At 57.5% G+C, this 16,611-nt stretch carries 8 protein-coding genes and 2 rRNA genes; 8 read left to right on the top strand and 2 right to left on the bottom strand.

Translation table 11 applies throughout. The features are described from left to right. The first annotated feature begins 110 nt into the window (after positions 1-110). The 6 genes from BDD18_RS00790 to def all read left to right on the top strand — a co-directional run bounded on the left by BDD18_RS00790 (position 111) and on the right by def (position 7,267). Positions 111-2,989, top strand: a 23S ribosomal RNA gene (locus tag BDD18_RS00790). Between the two features lie 141 nt (positions 2,990-3,130). Continuing rightward, positions 3,131-3,243, top strand: a 5S ribosomal RNA gene (gene rrf / locus BDD18_RS00785). Between the two features lie 113 nt (positions 3,244-3,356). Further along, on the top strand, positions 3,357-4,439 hold the full coding sequence (tadA, locus tag BDD18_RS00780; protein WP_142080841.1) for a tRNA adenosine(34) deaminase TadA: 1,083 nt from the start codon (positions 3,357-3,359) through the stop codon (positions 4,437-4,439). Positions 4,440-4,533: 94 nt separating this feature from the next. Next, positions 4,534-5,520: an LD-carboxypeptidase gene (locus tag BDD18_RS00775; protein ID WP_142080839.1), complete on the top strand. Its 987-nt coding sequence runs from the start codon at positions 4,534-4,536 to the stop codon at positions 5,518-5,520. A 160-nt stretch (positions 5,521-5,680) separates the two neighbouring features. Beyond that, positions 5,681-6,697, top strand: coding sequence for an adenylate/guanylate cyclase domain-containing protein (locus BDD18_RS00770; protein WP_142080838.1), 1,017 nt, complete (start codon positions 5,681-5,683; stop codon positions 6,695-6,697). A gap of 27 nt (positions 6,698-6,724) precedes the next feature. Then, positions 6,725-7,267 (top strand): peptide deformylase, encoded by a 543-nt coding sequence (def, locus tag BDD18_RS00765; RefSeq protein ID WP_142080836.1) that lies wholly within the window; start codon positions 6,725-6,727, stop codon positions 7,265-7,267. A gap of 226 nt (positions 7,268-7,493) precedes the next feature. On the opposite strand, the gene BDD18_RS00755 is transcribed toward def, so the two are convergent. Next, complete coding sequence (locus tag BDD18_RS00755) at positions 7,494-10,085, bottom strand: [protein-PII] uridylyltransferase (protein WP_142080834.1); 2,592 nt, start codon at positions 10,083-10,085, stop codon at positions 7,494-7,496. A gap of 139 nt (positions 10,086-10,224) precedes the next feature. Beyond that, positions 10,225-11,040: a type I methionyl aminopeptidase gene (gene map / locus BDD18_RS00750; RefSeq protein ID WP_044399680.1), complete on the bottom strand. Its 816-nt coding sequence runs from the start codon at positions 11,038-11,040 to the stop codon at positions 10,225-10,227. Positions 11,041-11,175: 135 nt separating this feature from the next. Between map and purL the strand changes: the two genes are divergently transcribed. Together purL and BDD18_RS00740 are read left to right on the top strand one after the other, a co-directional pair. Further along, the gene (purL, locus tag BDD18_RS00745; RefSeq protein ID WP_142080832.1) at positions 11,176-15,183 is read left to right on the top strand and encodes a phosphoribosylformylglycinamidine synthase; all 4,008 of its coding nucleotides are present in this window, start codon (positions 11,176-11,178) and stop codon (positions 15,181-15,183) included. A gap of 313 nt (positions 15,184-15,496) precedes the next feature. Continuing rightward, on the top strand, positions 15,497-16,480 hold the full coding sequence (locus tag BDD18_RS00740) for a DUF808 domain-containing protein (protein WP_142080831.1): 984 nt from the start codon (positions 15,497-15,499) through the stop codon (positions 16,478-16,480). The last annotated feature ends 131 nt before the right edge of the window (positions 16,481-16,611 follow it).

The raw sequence follows: 16,611 nt of genomic DNA, 5'->3' as shown, positions 1-16,611 counted from the left end.
AATGTCTGGAGTCGAAGAATTATTCACATTGCGGCATAACGCGTCAGGTGAAAGACCTGACAAGTCCTTGAGATGACGGCGATATCTTGCAAGAGATGTCAAAGTTATAGGGTCAAGTGACTAAGAGCATGTGGTGGATGCCTTGGCGATTACAGGCGACGAAAGACGTGATAGCCTGCGATAAGCTTCGGGGAGCTGGCAAATAAGCTTTGATCCGGAGATTTCTGAATGGGGAAACCCACCTCGCAAGAGGTATCGCATACTGAATACATAGGTATGCGAGGCGAACCGGGTGAACTGAAACATCTCAGTAGCTCGAGGAAAAGACATCAACCGAGATTCCGAAAGTAGTGGCGAGCGAAATCGGAAGAGCCTTCTAGTGATAGCACGACTGTTAGCAAAACGGAATGGAAAGTCCGGCCATAGCAGGTGATAGCCCTGTATGCGAAAACAGACGTGTGGTACTAAGTTAGAGAAAAGTAGGGCGGGACACGAGAAATCCTGTCTGAATATGGGGGGACCATCCTCCAAGGCTAAATACTCGTAATCGACCGATAGTGAACCAGTACCGTGAGGGAAAGGCGAAAAGAACCCCGGGAGGGGAGTGAAATAGATCCTGAAACCGCATGCTTACAAAAAGTAGGAGCCCGCAAGGGTGACTGCGTACCTTTTGTATAATGGGTCAGCGACTTACATTCAGTGGCAAGGTTAACCGAATAGGGAAGCCGTAGAGAAATCGAGTCCGAATAGGGCGAATCAGTCGCTGGGTGTAGACCCGAAACCAAGTGATCTATCCATGGCCAGGATGAAGGTGCCGTAACAGGTACTGGAGGTCCGAACCCACTAGTGTTGCAAAACTAGGGGATGAGCTGTGGATAGGGGTGAAAGGCTAAACAAACTTGGAAATAGCTGGTTCTCTCCGAAAACTATTTAGGTAGTGCCTCAAGTATTACCTGCGGGGGTAGAGCACTGTTTAGGCTAGGGGGTCATGGCGACTTACCAAACCTATGCAAACTCCGAATACCGCAGAGTACAGCTTGGGAGACAGAGCACCGGGTGCTAACGTCCGGACTCAAGAGGGAAACAACCCAGACCGCCAGCTAAGGTCCCTAAAATTGGCTAAGTGGGAAACGAAGTGGGAAGGCTAAAACAGTCAGGATGTTGGCTTAGAAGCAGCCATCATTTAAAGAAAGCGTAATAGCTCACTGATCGAGTCGTCCTGCGCGGAAGATGTAACGGGGCTAAGCCAGTTACCGAAGCTGCGGATGTGCAATTTATTGCACGTGGTAGGAGAGCGTTCTGTAGGCCTGTGAAGGTGTCTGGTAACGGATGCTGGAGGTATCAGAAGTGCGAATGCTGACATGAGTAGCGTTAAAGGGGGTGAAAAGCCCCCTCGCCGTAAGCGCAAGGTTTTCTACGCAACGTTCATCGGCGTAGAGTGAGTCGGCCCCTAAGGCGAGGCAGAGATGCGTAGCTGATGGGAAACAGGTCAATATTCCTGTACCGATCAATAGTGCGATGTGGGGACGGAGAAGGTTAGCTCAGCCAACTGTTGGATATGTTGGTTCAAGCCTGTAGTCGTGCCTGGTAGGCAAATCCGCCGGGCTTAGATGAGGGGTGATAACGAGTCTGCTTGCAGACGAAGTGAGTGATACCCTGCTTCCAGGAAAAGCCACTAAGCTTCAGCTATTGACGACCGTACCGCAAACCGACACTGGTGCGCGAGATGAGTATTCTAAGGCGCTTGAGAGAACTCAGGAGAAGGAACTCGGCAAATTGATACCGTAACTTCGGGAGAAGGTATGCCCCAAGTAGGTGAACTCGTACAGAGGGAGCCCAAAGGGGTTGCAAAAAATCGGTGGCTGCGACTGTTTAATAAAAACACAGCACTCTGCAAACACGAAAGTGGACGTATAGGGTGTGACGCCTGCCCGGTGCTGGAAGATTAAATGATGGGGTGCAAGCTCTTGATTGAAGTCCCAGTAAACGGCGGCCGTAACTATAACGGTCCTAAGGTAGCGAAATTCCTTGTCGGGTAAGTTCCGACCTGCACGAATGGCGTAACGATGGCCACACTGTCTCCTCCTGAGACTCAGCGAAGTTGAAATGTTTGTGATGATGCAATCTCCCCGCGGAAAGACGGAAAGACCCCATGAACCTTTACTGTAGCTTTGTATTGGACTTTGAACAGATCTGTGTAGGATAGGTGGGAGGCTTTGAAGTGAGGACGCTAGTTCTCATGGAGCCAACGTTGAAATACCACCCTGGTGTGTTTGAGGTTCTAACCTAGGTCCATTATCTGGATCGGGGACAGTGCATGGTAGGCAGTTTGACTGGGGCGGTCTCCTCCCAAAGCGTAACGGAGGAGTTCGAAGGTACGCTAGTTACGGTCGGACATCGTGACGATAGTGCAATGGCATAAGCGTGCTTAACTGCGAGACTGACAAGTCGAGCAGATGCGAAAGCAGGACATAGTGATCCGGTGGTTCTGTATGGAAGGGCCATCGCTCAACGGATAAAAGGTACTCTGGGGATAACAGGCTGATACCGCCCAAGAGTTCATATCGACGGCGGTGTTTGGCACCTCGATGTCGGCTCATCTCATCCTGGGGCTGTAGCCGGTCCCAAGGGTATGGCTGTTCGCCATTTAAAGAGGTACGTGAGCTGGGTTTAAAACGTCGTGAGACAGTTTGGTCCCTATCTTCCGTGGGCGCTGCAGATTTGAGGAAGCCTGCTCCTAGTACGAGAGGACCGGAGTGGACACACCTCTGGTGTATCGGTTGTCACGCCAGTGGCATTGCCGAGTAGCTAAGTGTGGAAGAGATAACCGCTGAAAGCATCTAAGCGGGAAACTCGTTTCAAGATGAGATCTGCCGGGGCCTTGAGCCCCCTAAAGAGTCGTTCAAGACCAGGACGTTGATAGGCTGGGTGTGGAAGCGCAGTAATGCGTTAAGCTAACCAGTACTAATTGCTCGTGCGGCTTGACCCTATAACTTTGATAGCCAATGCACTTCAGTGCAAAAGCTCAAAGATTGTTATGCCAAGTTAGACGCAGTCAAATACAAAATCTGATTCCAAACTCTATGAATTCGCCAGGCTGTTCACAAAAACAGCCCAGCACCAAGTTATGCCTGATGACCATAGCAAGTTGGTACCACTCCTTCCCATCCCGAACAGGACAGTGAAACGACTTTGCGCCGATGATAGTGCGGGTTCCCGTGTGAAAGTAGGTCATCGTCAGGCTCTTACAGCCCGCATACCCCCCTCTCCCTATGGAGTGGGGGGGTTTGTCTTATGGGCCTTTGATATTCACATTCACGTAACCCCACACTCATCACTCCTCGGATATACGGTCTATGGATGGGCAACGCCTAACCGATGAGCATTGGATGAAGTTGGCCTTGGCTGAGGCCAAGGCTGCAGGGGAATTGGGGGAGGTGCCTGTTGGTGCGGTATTGGTCAAAGATAACCTGCTGCTCTCAACTGGTCGCAACACCACTGTCGGATCCTGCGACCCCGCTGGGCATGCTGAAATTAATGCACTGCGTGCGGGAGCCTTGGTTTTAGGGAATTACCGGCTCACTGAGTGCACCCTCTATGTTACGTTAGAGCCCTGTGCAATGTGTTGTGGTGCTATCCTGAACGCTCGCTTGGGAAGGCTTGTCTTTGGAGCTGCCGAGCCCAAAACTGGGGCCGTGGGATCCGTTGTGAATTTGCTCGAAAGTCATCAACTAAACCACCACACTAGTGTTTCTAGTGGAGTACTTGCCAGGGAGTGCGCTGCGGTATTGGGTGATTTTTTTTTGAATCGGCGCTTTCAGAGTAAAAAGAATAAAAAATTTCCTTTGCGTGACGATGCACTCAGAACCCCCGAGCATGCGTTTGTCGCTGTCCCTGATTTCAGTCATCAATCCTCCTACATAAGCGATTTACCTAGCTTGGACGGTTTGCGTATGCATTACGTGGACTCGGGGCCTGAAGAAAATAAATCTGCATGGCTATGCTTGCATGGCCCTTCAAGCTGGAGTTTTGTTTTTCAGAATTTCTTGAATTCTATGCCGGAGTCGGAAAGAGTCGTTCTTATCGATATGATTGGCTTTGGAAAGAGCGACAAACCAAAAAGAGAAAAATTTCATCAGTTGCACCAGCATCGTCTTATTTTGAGGGATTTTGTTGAAAGACTGGGTTTGAACTCAATCAATGTTGTGATAGATGGCTGGCATTCAGGATTTTTGATGAGTCTTTGTGAAGGCATATCTCCGTTGATATGCAGTTTTTTGGTGCTGCCACAGGGGCCAGGTCGTTTGTCTATTGAAGAGTTCGATGGTGCAATTCGAGCACCTTTTCCAGACAAGGGCTACAAGGCTGGTATCCGTGAGTTTTCTCGTTTGTTGCTCGAATTTAAAAAAGAAAAAAACCCAGATTTTCAAAATAATTAATGATATTTTTGATGTTCTGGTTTGATGTGTTTTTCTTTTGCTGTGCTGACGCACTTTAATCGTTGTCTAGGAGCTGGTACTTTTCCAGGGTGTGATGTCCCAATTAAATAGCGAAAATGGTTGCAGTCTTTGTCAAGCGGGGGCTAAGCATATCTATATTTATTCCCCGGCTGGCACAATCCGTGATAAGGCTGCTTTCAAACGTGGTTTGTCCCGTCTGGAGGCTTTGGGCTACCAGGTCGAGGTGGATGTTGATGCCCGTGCGATTCACACGCGTTTTGCTGGTGATGATCAAACCCGTTTAGCCGCGATTCATCGTGCAGCCGCTAGTGGCGCCGATGTGGCGCTGATTACGCGTGGGGCCTACGGTTTTACAAGACTGCTGGCGGATATCGACTACAAAAAAGTAGGCGCTGCTATTGCAGCGGGCACAAAATTTGTGGGTATAAGTGATTTCACTGCGTTTCAGAATGCGGTCCTTGCAAAAACTGAATCTATCACTTGGGCTGGTCCAGCTTTGATTACGGATTTTGGTGTGGAAGGTGTGCCTGACGACATCATGGAGGCTTGCTTCGATGATTTGATGACAGGCCATGGAGAGGGCGCAGGTTGGCGTTTGCCGTATCGCAAAAAAGATGTACAGAATCAATTTGCGGATCAAGAGATTTATATAGAAGATGCGGTTCTTTGGGGTGGGAATCTTGCTGTATTAGTGGGCTTGATTGGAACTCCTTATATGCCTCGGATTGAAGGGGGAATTCTCTTTTTGGAGGATGTTGGAGAGCACCCTTACAGAATTGAGCGAATGTTGACGCAGCTCTTGTATGCTGGAATTTTGGCAAAGCAAAAAGCTATTGTGTTGGGTCAGTTTACTGAGTACAGGCTAGCGCCGCATGACAAGGGTTTTAATTTTCAATCCGTTGTTGATTGGGTTCAGTCGAAGGTAAATATTCCTGTGTTGACAAACTTACCTTTTGGTCACGTGCCAACCAAAGTGGTTTTGCCGGTGGGGGCCAAAGTTTCGCTCTCTGTAGAAAAAAGGGATGCTCTTTTATATTGGGGGCACTCACATGATCATTGAGTGGTTTTGATGAGTATAAAAATTTTCAAATTAATTATTAATTTTGATAATATTCAAGTAAAAAATTTGAGTGCTCTACTGTGAAGAATTAAATTTTTGGCATGAAATCGCCTTGCTGTATTAAGCTGTAAGTCATGATTTATTTTGAGCCTGAAAAATCATGACTGTTCTTGCGACGGTCATCTTTGCTGACATTTCTGGCAGTGTTGCGTTGTACGAATCGTTGGGCAATGAGCGTGCAGCGGAAGCGGTTGCGCAACTGACTGATTGGATTGGCACTTGCATCCATAGCCACGCTGGTCGCGTCGTCAAGAAGCTGGGTGACGGAGTTCTGGGGGTTTTTGGAGATGCAGCGAGTGCTACAGCCGCAAGTTCTGCGATGCTTCGGGCGCACGAGCAGCGGCAAGCTCGATGGCCGCATCCCATTCGCATGGATATCCGCGTAGGAATGGCTACGGGCGATATTGTGGAAGTGGACTGTGATTGCTACGGTGATGCCGTCAATGTGGCGGCGCGGCTTTGCGAGCGCTCGGGGCCAGGGGAAATTTGGGCGACAGAAACCTTGGTTTTGCTGGCGGGTGTTGCGCCTGCGGTATGGTTTAGAAACCTCGGTGCTATGGAGATTCGCGGTAAAGGTGGGCCGCTGGTGCTGTATCAAGCCGAGTGGCGGCAAGACCAGGAAAATGAATCCCTCACGGTGCAATCAGGGCTTGCAAGTCAGTTTGCAGCGATGGATTCCATTTTGGGCGCCATTCAATTTAACTGGCATGGAGGGGATGTCACCTTCACGTCCAATGAAGCTCCTATCCATATCGGCCGAGCGACACATGCTCAGCTATGCATCAATGATCCCAGGGTGTCGCGGCTTCATGCCCGCATTGATTGGCGCAACAGTGGCTTTCTATTGACCGATCTGAGCAGTTTTGGCACATGGATCCGTTTTGAAGGCAGCGAGTCTCCGGTGCGTTTGCGGCGGGACGCCTGCATTCTCCATGGCACGGGTGATATCTCTTTGGGCGTTTCGTTCGGTGATCCTGTGGCGCCCATCGTTGGTTTCAGGTTTCGGGCAATCGCATGTCTTTGCGTTGAGTCGATTGGCCAGGCGCCCCGAGCAAAAATCGCTCATGCGAGTCGCTGCTCTCGCCGCACACACCGCTGGGTTTCCCGGTCTTATTGATTGGCCGTTTCAGAAGATTCTTTCACCATGACCATATATACCATTCTCAAAATGGGAGACCCTCGTTTGCTTCGCACGGCGAAAGAGGTCACTGAATTTGATACGGATGCACTGCATTTGCTGGTGCGTGATTTGTGGGAGACGATGCGTGCTGCGAATGGCGCAGGGCTGGCGGCACCGCAGATCGGCGTAGACCTGCAGGTGGTGGTGTTTGGATCAGAGAACGCCAATCCTCGTTACCCTGATCGGCCATTGGTGCCGATGACGGCCTTGGTCAATCCAGTGATCACTCCGCTGGGAGTTGAGCAAGAGGATGATTGGGAGGGTTGCCTGTCTGTTCCGGGGCTGAGAGGCAAGGTGCCGCGCTGGACGCGCATTCGGTACACGGGGTTTGATCCCTACGGTGATCCGATGGATCGCGAAGCCGAAGGTTTTCATGCACGGGTGGTGCAGCACGAGTGCGACCACCTTTGGGGAAAGCTGTACCCCATGCGAGTCAAAGATTTCACCCAGTTTGGATATACCGACGTCTTGTTTCCTGGCTTGGATCCCGCGGACGCAGACGACTAGTAGATGCTATTTGCTGTGCCCCTCTGGGCTGCAAGCTTTTTGAGCCATGGCATTCTTGCTGCACACCGAAGCGACGCATCACTATCAAAATAAGAGCGGCTGACGCTTTCTGCACAAGCGCTAGAGGCCGAAAAGGCTTGAAATCCCTTTGAAGAAGGCGAAACGCTGTAATCAGTAGCTGCCGCACACAACCCGCGCGATGGGACTTGCAGCCTTTTGCGCTCGACTACTCAGAGAGCGCCTGCAGCAACTCGGTTTCGATCTGGATTTGCCGCGCGTTGTTTTGCAGCTCTGAGCCCTGCAGCAAGAAGGTGTCTTCCACCCGTTCTCCCAGTGTGCTGACTTTTGCGAGTTGCACGCTCAGATGGTGCTGCGCAAGGATGCGCGCCACCAGATACAGCAAGCCGGCCCGGTCGCTGGCGGAAATACCGAGGAGCCACCGCTGCGCTTTCTCGTCGGGCTGCAGCGACACCCGGGGTGCAATGGGAAAGCTCTTGACGCGCCGCGACACCCTTTTGCGGGCGGGCTCGGGCAGGGGGCCGCCTGCTTCAATGGCACGGACCAAGTCGCTCTCGACCATATGCGTCAGCTCTCGGTAATGGCCAGGTTGTGATGACGCCACCACCTGGAATGAATCCAGCGCGTAATGGTTGTTGGCGGTATGTACCCTGGCATCCAGAATGCTGAAACCTGCACGGTCGAAATAACCGCAGATGCGTGCAAACAGGTCGGGCTGGTCGGGTGCGTAAACCAATACCTGCAGGCCTTCTCCCGCCAGCGATTGGCGGGCGCGCACGATAGGTTTGGAGGTACCCACGTGACGCGACAGGTGGCGGGTGTGCCACGCAATGTCTGCGGCCTCGTGCCGCATGAAATAGCTCACGTCCAATGTTTCCCACAGGGCTTTGTGGGCTTCGAACGGAAGGGCGTTGAGCGCCAGCTGCACGAGCGCTTCGCGCTTGCGGGCCTCGATTTCGGCCGCAGCATCCGGTGCGCGGCCACCCAGGGTTCGGAGGGTGGAACGGTACAGGTCTTCCAGCAACTTGCCTTTCCACGCATTCCAGACCTTGGGGCTGGTGCCGCGGATGTCTGCCACGGTGAGCAGATAGAGGGCGGTCAGATAGCGCTCATTGCGAACCCGCTGAGCAAAGGCAGAGATCACATCGGGGTCACTGAGGTCTTGCTTTTGCGCGACCCGGCTCATCGTCAAATGCTCGCTGACCAAGAATTCGATGAGCTGTGTGTCCTCCGCGTCAACGCCATGCTGACGGCAGAAGCGCCGAACCTCCTTCGCACCGATGTGGGAGTGATCGCCCCCCCGGCCTTTGCCGATATCGTGGAACAGCGCCGCGATGTAGAGAATCCAGGGCTTGTCCCAGCCCGCCGCCAGGTGGGAGCAGAAGGGGTATTCGTGGGCATGTTCCGCCATGAAAAAGCGCCGCATGTTGCGCAGCACCATCAGGATGTGCTGATCCACGGTGTAGACATGGAACAGGTCATGCTGCATTTGCCCCACGATGCCGCGGAACACCCAGAGGTAGCGACCCAGTACAGAAGTCTGGTTCATGAGCCGCATGGCATGGGTGATGCCCGACGGCTGCTGAAGGATGCGCATGAAGGTTTGGCGGTTGACCGGATCGCGCCGGAAGGCGGCATCCATCACCGAACGGGCGTTGTACAGCGCTCGCAAGGTGCGCGCAGACAGGTTTTTCAAGCCCACCGAGGTCTGGTAGAGCAGAAACGTTTCCAGAATCGCGTGCGGGTCTTTCTGGTACAGATCGTCGCTGGCCACTTCAATGAGGCCGGCTTTTTCAAAAAACCGCTCGTTGATCGGGCGTGGTTCGTGGGTCGATGGGTTCAGCCGCTCTTCAATGTTGAGCAGCAGGATCTGGCTGAGCTGGGACACCGCCTTGGCCGCCCAGTAGTAGCGGCGCATCAGGGTTTCGCTGGCGCGCATCGGCAGACGCGAGCCATCTGGTGCTTGCGAGCGGTAGCCAAACGATTCCGCCACCGTGGTTTGCAGGTCGAACACGAGGCGGTCTTCGTGGCGTCCCGCCGCCTGGTGCAGGCGCGCCCGTATCAGGCAGAGCAGGGCTTCGTTGCGCTCGATCTGTCGCACCTCAAACGGGGTGGCCATGCCACTGGCGGCCAGTTCTTTCCAGCTGCCGCCCAATCCTGCAGCCTTGGCAACCCACAGAATGAGCTGCAGGTCTCGCAAGCCGCCGGGTGACTCCTTGCAGTTGGGTTCCAGCGCGTAAGGCGTGTTGTCGTACTTGGTGTGGCGCTGGCGCATTTCCAGCGTCTTGGCGACCAGGAAGGCCTTGGGATCCATTTGCGCCTGGTACTGGCCCTGGAAGTGTGCAAACAGCGCCGCATTTCCGCAGATGAGACGAGCTTCGAGCAGTGAGGTTTGAACCGTCACATCGGCCGCGCTCTCGGCTAGGCATTCTGAGGTGGTGCGCACGCTAGAGCCGATTTCCAGCCCCGCATCCCAGCAGCTACCGATGAAGCCCTCAATGCGCCGGCTCAGTGCGATGTCCGTGTCTAGCTGCGTGCCTTCTGGCAGCAGCAGCAGCACGTCCACGTCAGAGAACGGAAAAAGCTGCGCCCGGCCATATCCGCCCACCGCCACCAACGCACAGCCAGAAGGCATTTCTGCGCGCTGCCACAGTGTGTGCAGCAAACCATCCGTCAGGGAAGACAGCTTGCGCAGCACTTTGTGAATGCCCCGGGTGGAGGCTACAGAGGCTGCCATGCCCCCCATGACGGCGGCTTTTTCTTGGCGATAGGCGGCACGCAGGGACTGGATTTCGGTCATGGGGCAGGGCTTGGAAGGAAGAGGGACAAGAACCGGAGCCAGACAGTGCGACAGTGGTGCGCCGACCCGGCTCGCGGTTGAGTCTGCGCACGCCCTGACTGCAAAGCAAAAGTCGTGCGCAGGCCTCTTGCCGCTGACTTCAGGTGCGCGTGGCTGTCACAAAACTAGGCAGTGGAGGAGACCCTGCCGACAAGGTCATGACCTCGTAGCCCGTGGGGGTGACCAGCACGGTGTGTTCCCACTGGGCAGAGAGGCTGTGGTCCTTGGTGACGATGGTCCAGCCGTCGTTGCCATGGTTCTTCACATCGCGTTTGCCTGCGTTGATCATGGGCTCGATGGTGAACACCATGCCGGGTTGCAGCTCTTCCAGCGTGCCGGGGCGGCCATAGTGCAGAACCTGAGGTTCTTCGTGGAATTTCTGGCCGATGCCGTGTCCGCAGAACTCGCGCACCACCGAGAAGCCGTGCCCCTCGGCAAACTTCTGGATGGCGTGGCCAATGTCTCCGAGCCGGGCGCCTGGCTTGACCTGCAGGATACCGTGCCACATGGCTTCAAAAGTCACTGCCGACAGGCGTTTGGCTGCAATCGAGCACTCGCCAATCAGGTACATGCGGCTGTTGTCGCCGTACCAGCCGTCCTTGGTGATGACGGTCACGTCCACGTTCACGATGTCGCCCTTTTTCAGGGGCTTGTCGTTGGGAATGCCGTGGCACACCACGTGGTTGACCGACGTGCACAGCGACGCAGGGTAGGGTGGGTAGCCTGGGGGCTGGTAGCCCACGGTGGCGGAGATGGTGCCCTGCTGGGCCATGCACTCCGCGCCCAGGCGGTCGATCTCTTTGGTGGTGATGCCGGGCTTGATGTGGGGGGCGATGTAGTCCAGCACTTCCGAGGCCAAACGGCAGGCGTGCCGCATGGCTTCGATGTCTTCGGCGCTTTTGATGTTGATGGTCATGGCCTGAATTATCCCATTGGGCCCTGGGTGGCGCGTAGGCGCCTCACATGCCCGGTAAAATGGCGGGCTTCATGGCGGCCGCCCTGGCCAGCCTGCGAAGCATCCCCACCCCTCACACCCCAACAGGCCGCTACCGTGACCTTGCACATCACCACGCTGGCGGGCGGCAACGCCCTCAGCAACTTCCGCGCTCAGCAACTTCAGCCCGCCCTCGAGGCCATCCACCCCAAGATCAGTGGCATTGCCGCACGGTTTGTGCACTTGGTTGCCACCGATGCTCCGCCCACGGCCGCAGAGCAAGAGCGCCTGGCGGCGTTGCTGACGTATGGCGACCCCTATGAAGGGCCGCAAGAAGGTGCCGCACTGGTTGTTACTCCCCGTTTGGGAACTCTGTCGCCCTGGGCCTCGAAGGCGACTGACATTGCGCGCAACTGCGGCATCGCTATCCGCCGCGTGGAGCGCATCACCGAATACCGTATCAGCCTGAAATCGGGCCTGCTGGGCAAGACACCCGAGCTGACCGCCGAGCAACTGGGCCAGGTCGCCGCCTTGCTGCATGACCGCATGACCGAATCGGTGGTGGCTGACCGCAGTGCTGCTGCAGCCCTGTTCACCGAGCTGCAGCCCGCGCCCATGGAGCGTGTGGACGTGCTGGCTGGGGGCCGCGCTGCGTTGGAAGCTGCAAACACTCGCTTTGGCTTGGCTTTGGCCGATGACGAGATCGACTACCTCGTCAACGCCTTCAACGGCCTCAAGCGCAACCCCACCGATGTGGAACTGATGATGTTCGCCCAGGCCAACAGCGAACACTGCCGCCACAAGATCTTCAACGCCGAGTTCACCATCGACGGTGTGGCGCAGGACAAATCGCTGTTCGGCATGATCCGCAACACCCACCAGCTCGCGCCCCAGCACACGGTGGTGGCGTACTCTGACAACGCGTCGATCATGGAAGGCCACCAGGTTGAGCGGTTTGTGGCAAAAATGGCATCTGGCGCTGATGGATCAAGCGCGAGCAGCTATCAAAAAAGTAGCGCAACGCAGCATGTGCTGATGAAGGTGGAAACGCACAACCACCCCACGGCCATCTCTCCCTTCCCCGGCGCCTCCACGGGTGCAGGCGGCGAGATTCGCGACGAAGGCGCCACCGGCCGGGGCTCCAAGCCCAAGGCGGGCCTCACGGGCTTTACCGTGTCCAAGCTCTGGGGTAGCACCGTGGGCAAGCCCGAGCACATTGCCAGCCCGCTGCAGATCATGGTCGAAGGGCCTCTCGGCGGCGCGGCGTTCAACAACGAATTTGGCCGCCCCAACCTGAACGGCTACTTCCGCGAATACGAGCAGAACGTGGGCGGCGTGCAGCGCGGCTACCACAAGCCCATCATGATCGCGGGCGGTGTGGGTGTGATCGATGCCGAGCTGACGAAGAAAATCGAATTCCCCGCTGGCTCGCTGCTCATCCAGCTGGGCGGCCCCGGCATGCGCATCGGCATGGGCGGCAGCGCCGCCAGCTCCATGGCCACGGGTACCAATGCGGCCGAGCTTGACTTTGACTCGGTGCAGCGCGGCAACCCCGAGATCGAGCGCCGTGCGCAAGAGGTCATCAACCACTGCTGGGCGCAGGGCAGCAGCAACCCCATCCTGGCCATCCATGACGTGGGCGCGGGCGGTTTGTCCAACGCCTTCCCCGAGCTGACCAACGACGCAGGCCGTGGCGCGCGCTTTGACCTGCGCGCCGTGCAGCTCGAAGAGTCGGGCATGAGCCCTAAGGAAATCTGGTCCAACGAGTCGCAAGAGCGCTATGTGCTGGCGATTGCGCCCGAGTCGCTGGAACAGTTCAAAGCTTTCTGTGAGCGCGAGCGCTGCCCGTTTGCGGTGATCGGCACGGCCACGGAAGAGCGCCAGCTGGTGCTGCACGACCCCGCAGCCACGGCCGACGACCAGAAGCTGCCGGTGGACATGCCCATGAACGTGCTGCTGGGCAAGCCGCCCAAGATGCACCGCGACGTGAAGACCGTGGTGCGCGAATTCGCACCGATGGACTTGACCGGCGTGCCGCTGCAAAAGGCCGTCATCGACGTGCTGGCCCACCCCACGGTGGCGTCCAAGCGCTTCCTCATCACCATCGGTGACCGCACGGTGGGTGGCCTGAGCCACCGCGACCAGATGGTCGGCCCCTGGCAGGTACCCGTGGCCGATTGCGCCGTGACGCTGGCCGATTACAAGGGCTTTGCGGGCGAGGCCATGAGCATGGGCGAGCGCACACCGCTGGCCGCCATCAACGCCCCCGCATCGGGCCGCATGGCCGTGGCCGAGGCCATCACCAACCTGCTGGCAGCGCCCATCGAGCTGCCGCGCGTGAAGCTGTCGGCCAACTGGATGGCAGCCTGTGGCGAGCCCGGCGAAGACGCCGCGCTGTACGAAACCGTAAAGGCTGTGGGCATGGAGCTGTGCCCCGCGCTGGGTGTCTCGATCCCCGTGGGCAAGGACAGCCTGTCCATGCGCACGCAGTGGAGCGAAGGTTCGGACAAGAAAAAAGTCACGTCGCCTGTCAGCCTGATCGTGAGTGCGTTTGCCTCGTTGTCCGACGTGCGCGGCACGCTCACGCCCCAGCTCAATGCCACCGAGGCCGACACCACGCTGGTGCTGATCGACCTGGGCAAGGGCCAGAACCGCATGGGCGGCAGCATCCTGGGCCAGACGCTGGACCAAAGCGGTGACGTGGTGCCCGATGTGGACGATCCGCAAGACCTGGTCAACCTCGTCAACGCCGTGAACGCGCTGCGCGCCAAAGGCCAGATCCTGGCCTACCACGACCGCAGCGATGGCGGCCTGCTGGCGGCGGCTGCGGAAATGGCCTTTGCGGGCCATGTGGGCGTGGCGCTGAATGTGGATTTGCTCGTGACCGAAGGCGACGGCGTGAGCGACAGCCGCATGGATACGGGCGATGCCAAAAACTGGGCGGGCCAGGTCAGTGCCCGCCGAGAAGAACTCACCTTGAAGGCGCTGTTCAACGAAGAGTTGGGCGTGCTGCTGCAAGTGCGCACCGCCGAGCGTAACGACGTGATGCAGACGCTGCGCGAGCACGGCCTGTCCAAGTTCAGCCACTTTGTGGGCAAGACGCGTCCGGTGTCGTCCGAAATCGACGCAGGCAAGGGCGAATTGCAGGTCTGGCGCGATGCCAAGGCTGTGTTCAGCGCGCCGCTGGCGGACTTGCACCAGGTGTGGGACGCCGTGAGCTGGAAGATCTGCCAGCAGCGCGACAACCCCGCTAACGCAGATGCCGAACACGCGGCCGCAGGCGAGCCCACCGATCCCGGCCTGCACGTGCACCTCACCTTCGATGCGGCCGACAACGTGGCCGCGCCATACCTCAACCTTGCCAAACCCAAGGTGGCCATCCTGCGCGAGCAGGGTGTGAACTCGCACATCGAGATGGCCTATGCCTTCACCGAGGCAGGCTTTGAGGCCTTCGACGTGCACATGACCGATCTGCAAACCGGCCGCGTCAAGCTCGAAGACTTCAAGGGCGTGGTCGCCTGCGGTGGCTTCAGCTATGGCGACACGCTGGGCGCGGGTATCGGCTGGGCGCGTTCCATCACCTTCAACCCCGTGCTGGCGGCGCAGTTCCAGGGCTTCTTTGGCCGCACGGACACGTTTGGCCTGGGCGTGTGCAACGGCTGCCAGATGTTTGCCGAGCTGGCCGACATCATCCCCGGCGCACAAGACTGGCCGCGCTTCACCACCAACCAGAGCGAGCGCTTCGAGGCCCGCCTGTCGCTGGTGGAAGTGCTGGAGTCCCCCAGCCTGTTCCTGCAAGGCATGGCGGGCAGCCGCCTGCCGATTGCCGTGGCGCATGGCGAGGGTTATGCCAACTTCAAGTACCGGGGCAACGCCGACAAGGCGATTGCCGCCATGCGCTACGTGGACAACCACGGCCGCGCGACCGAGCAGTACCCGTTCAACCCCAACGGCAGCGCCGGTGGCCTCACGGCAGTGACCACGGCCGACGGCCGCTTCACGGCCATGATGCCGCACCCCGAACGCGTGTTCCGCAACGTCCAGATGAGCTGGACCAGCGAAGACCAGTCGCAGTACAGCGGCTGGATGCGCATCTGGCGCAATGCGCGCAAGTGGGTGGGGTAATCGACCGATCCACCTGAGCGGCTGCGCCGCTTCCCCCTTCTCTCGAATCGCTGGTGCGATTCGGGAAGGGGGTCCCGGCCATCGCTGTGGGGCGGCCCTTGCGCGGCTGCCCTGGCGCTGTGGCCGCGCGCTTTTGGCGGATGGTCGCAGGCGCTGCGCGCCGTGAAGCTTGAAGTCGCACGGATGTGCTTGTTTGCGGCGGGGTGACTTTGAACGGGGCTTCGGCCCCGTTGTTGTTGCGGCCTTGTCTGGCACAGCAACGTCTTGGCGCGTTGCTATAGTCGGCGCTCTTCACCACTTCCAAGGATTTCCCATGGCCGCTGGCAGCCTGCTTGCCCTGCTCGACGACATTGCCACCATCCTCGACGATGTGGCCCTCATGACCAAGGTGGCAGCCAAGAAGAGCGCGGCCATGGCGGACGACGTATCCGTCATGACCAAGGTGGCGGCCCAGAAAACGGCGGGTGTGCTGGGGGATGACCTTGCGCTCAATGCCCATCAGGTGACCGGTGTGCGCGCCGAGCGAGAGATTCCGGTCGTCTGGGCAGTGGCCAAGGGTTCGTTGATCAACAAGGTGATCCTGGTGCCTGCGGCGCTGCTGATCAGCGCATTCGCCCCTTGGGCTGTGACCCCCTTGCTGATGGTAGGCGGCGCGTTTTTGTGCTTTGAAGGCACAGAAAAACTGGCCCACAAATTTTTGCACCCTCAGGCAGCAGAGACCGAGCAAGAGAGTCTGTTGAAAGCCAATTCCGATCCCGCCGTGGACATGGTGGCCTTTGAAAAGGACAAGATCAAAGGGGCGGTGCGCACGGACTTCATCCTCTCTGCCGAGATCATCGCGATCACCCTGGGTACGGTCGCAACGGCACCTTTTGCGCAGCAACTGGCTGTTCTCAGCGGCATTGCGCTCATCATGACGCTGGGGGTGTATGGCTTGGTGGCAGGCATCGTCAAGCTGGATGACCTGGGCCTGTGGTTGCATCGCAAGGGCAGCAGCTTTGCGCAGGCGCTGGGTCGGGGCATTTTGTGGGCGGCCCCCTGGTTGATGAAAGGCCTGTCGGTGGCTGGCACCGCGGCGATGTTCCTGGTGGGGGGCGGTATTTTGGTGCACGGCATCCCGGTCGTTCATCATGCGGTGGAGGCTTGGGCTGCTTCTGCAGCCGCATGGCCGGCAGGCTCTTTGTGGTCCGTGGTCGTGCCAAACGGCCTCAATGCGATCTTTGGCTTGGCTGCAGGTGCGCTGGTATTGGTTGCCGTGACGTTCATTCAGCGCCTCAGAGGCCGCAGCGCCCACTGAAACGTCCTGGATGCGTAGAACCCGCGGCCTTATACGCGGGGGTGATGACCTTGCGGGTAAACACGGACTATTTGATCTGCAGCAAGGTTGACCATTTCGCTAACAGGCCCAATACATGCACGGGGGCCGTC

The organism is Acidovorax temperans, from assembly GCF_006716905.1.
In the GTDB taxonomy this organism is placed as follows: domain Bacteria; phylum Pseudomonadota; class Gammaproteobacteria; order Burkholderiales; family Burkholderiaceae_C; genus Acidovorax; species Acidovorax temperans.
The sequence above is the reverse complement of the archived record's forward strand: the minus strand, read 5'-3'. Positions and strand labels throughout refer to the sequence as shown.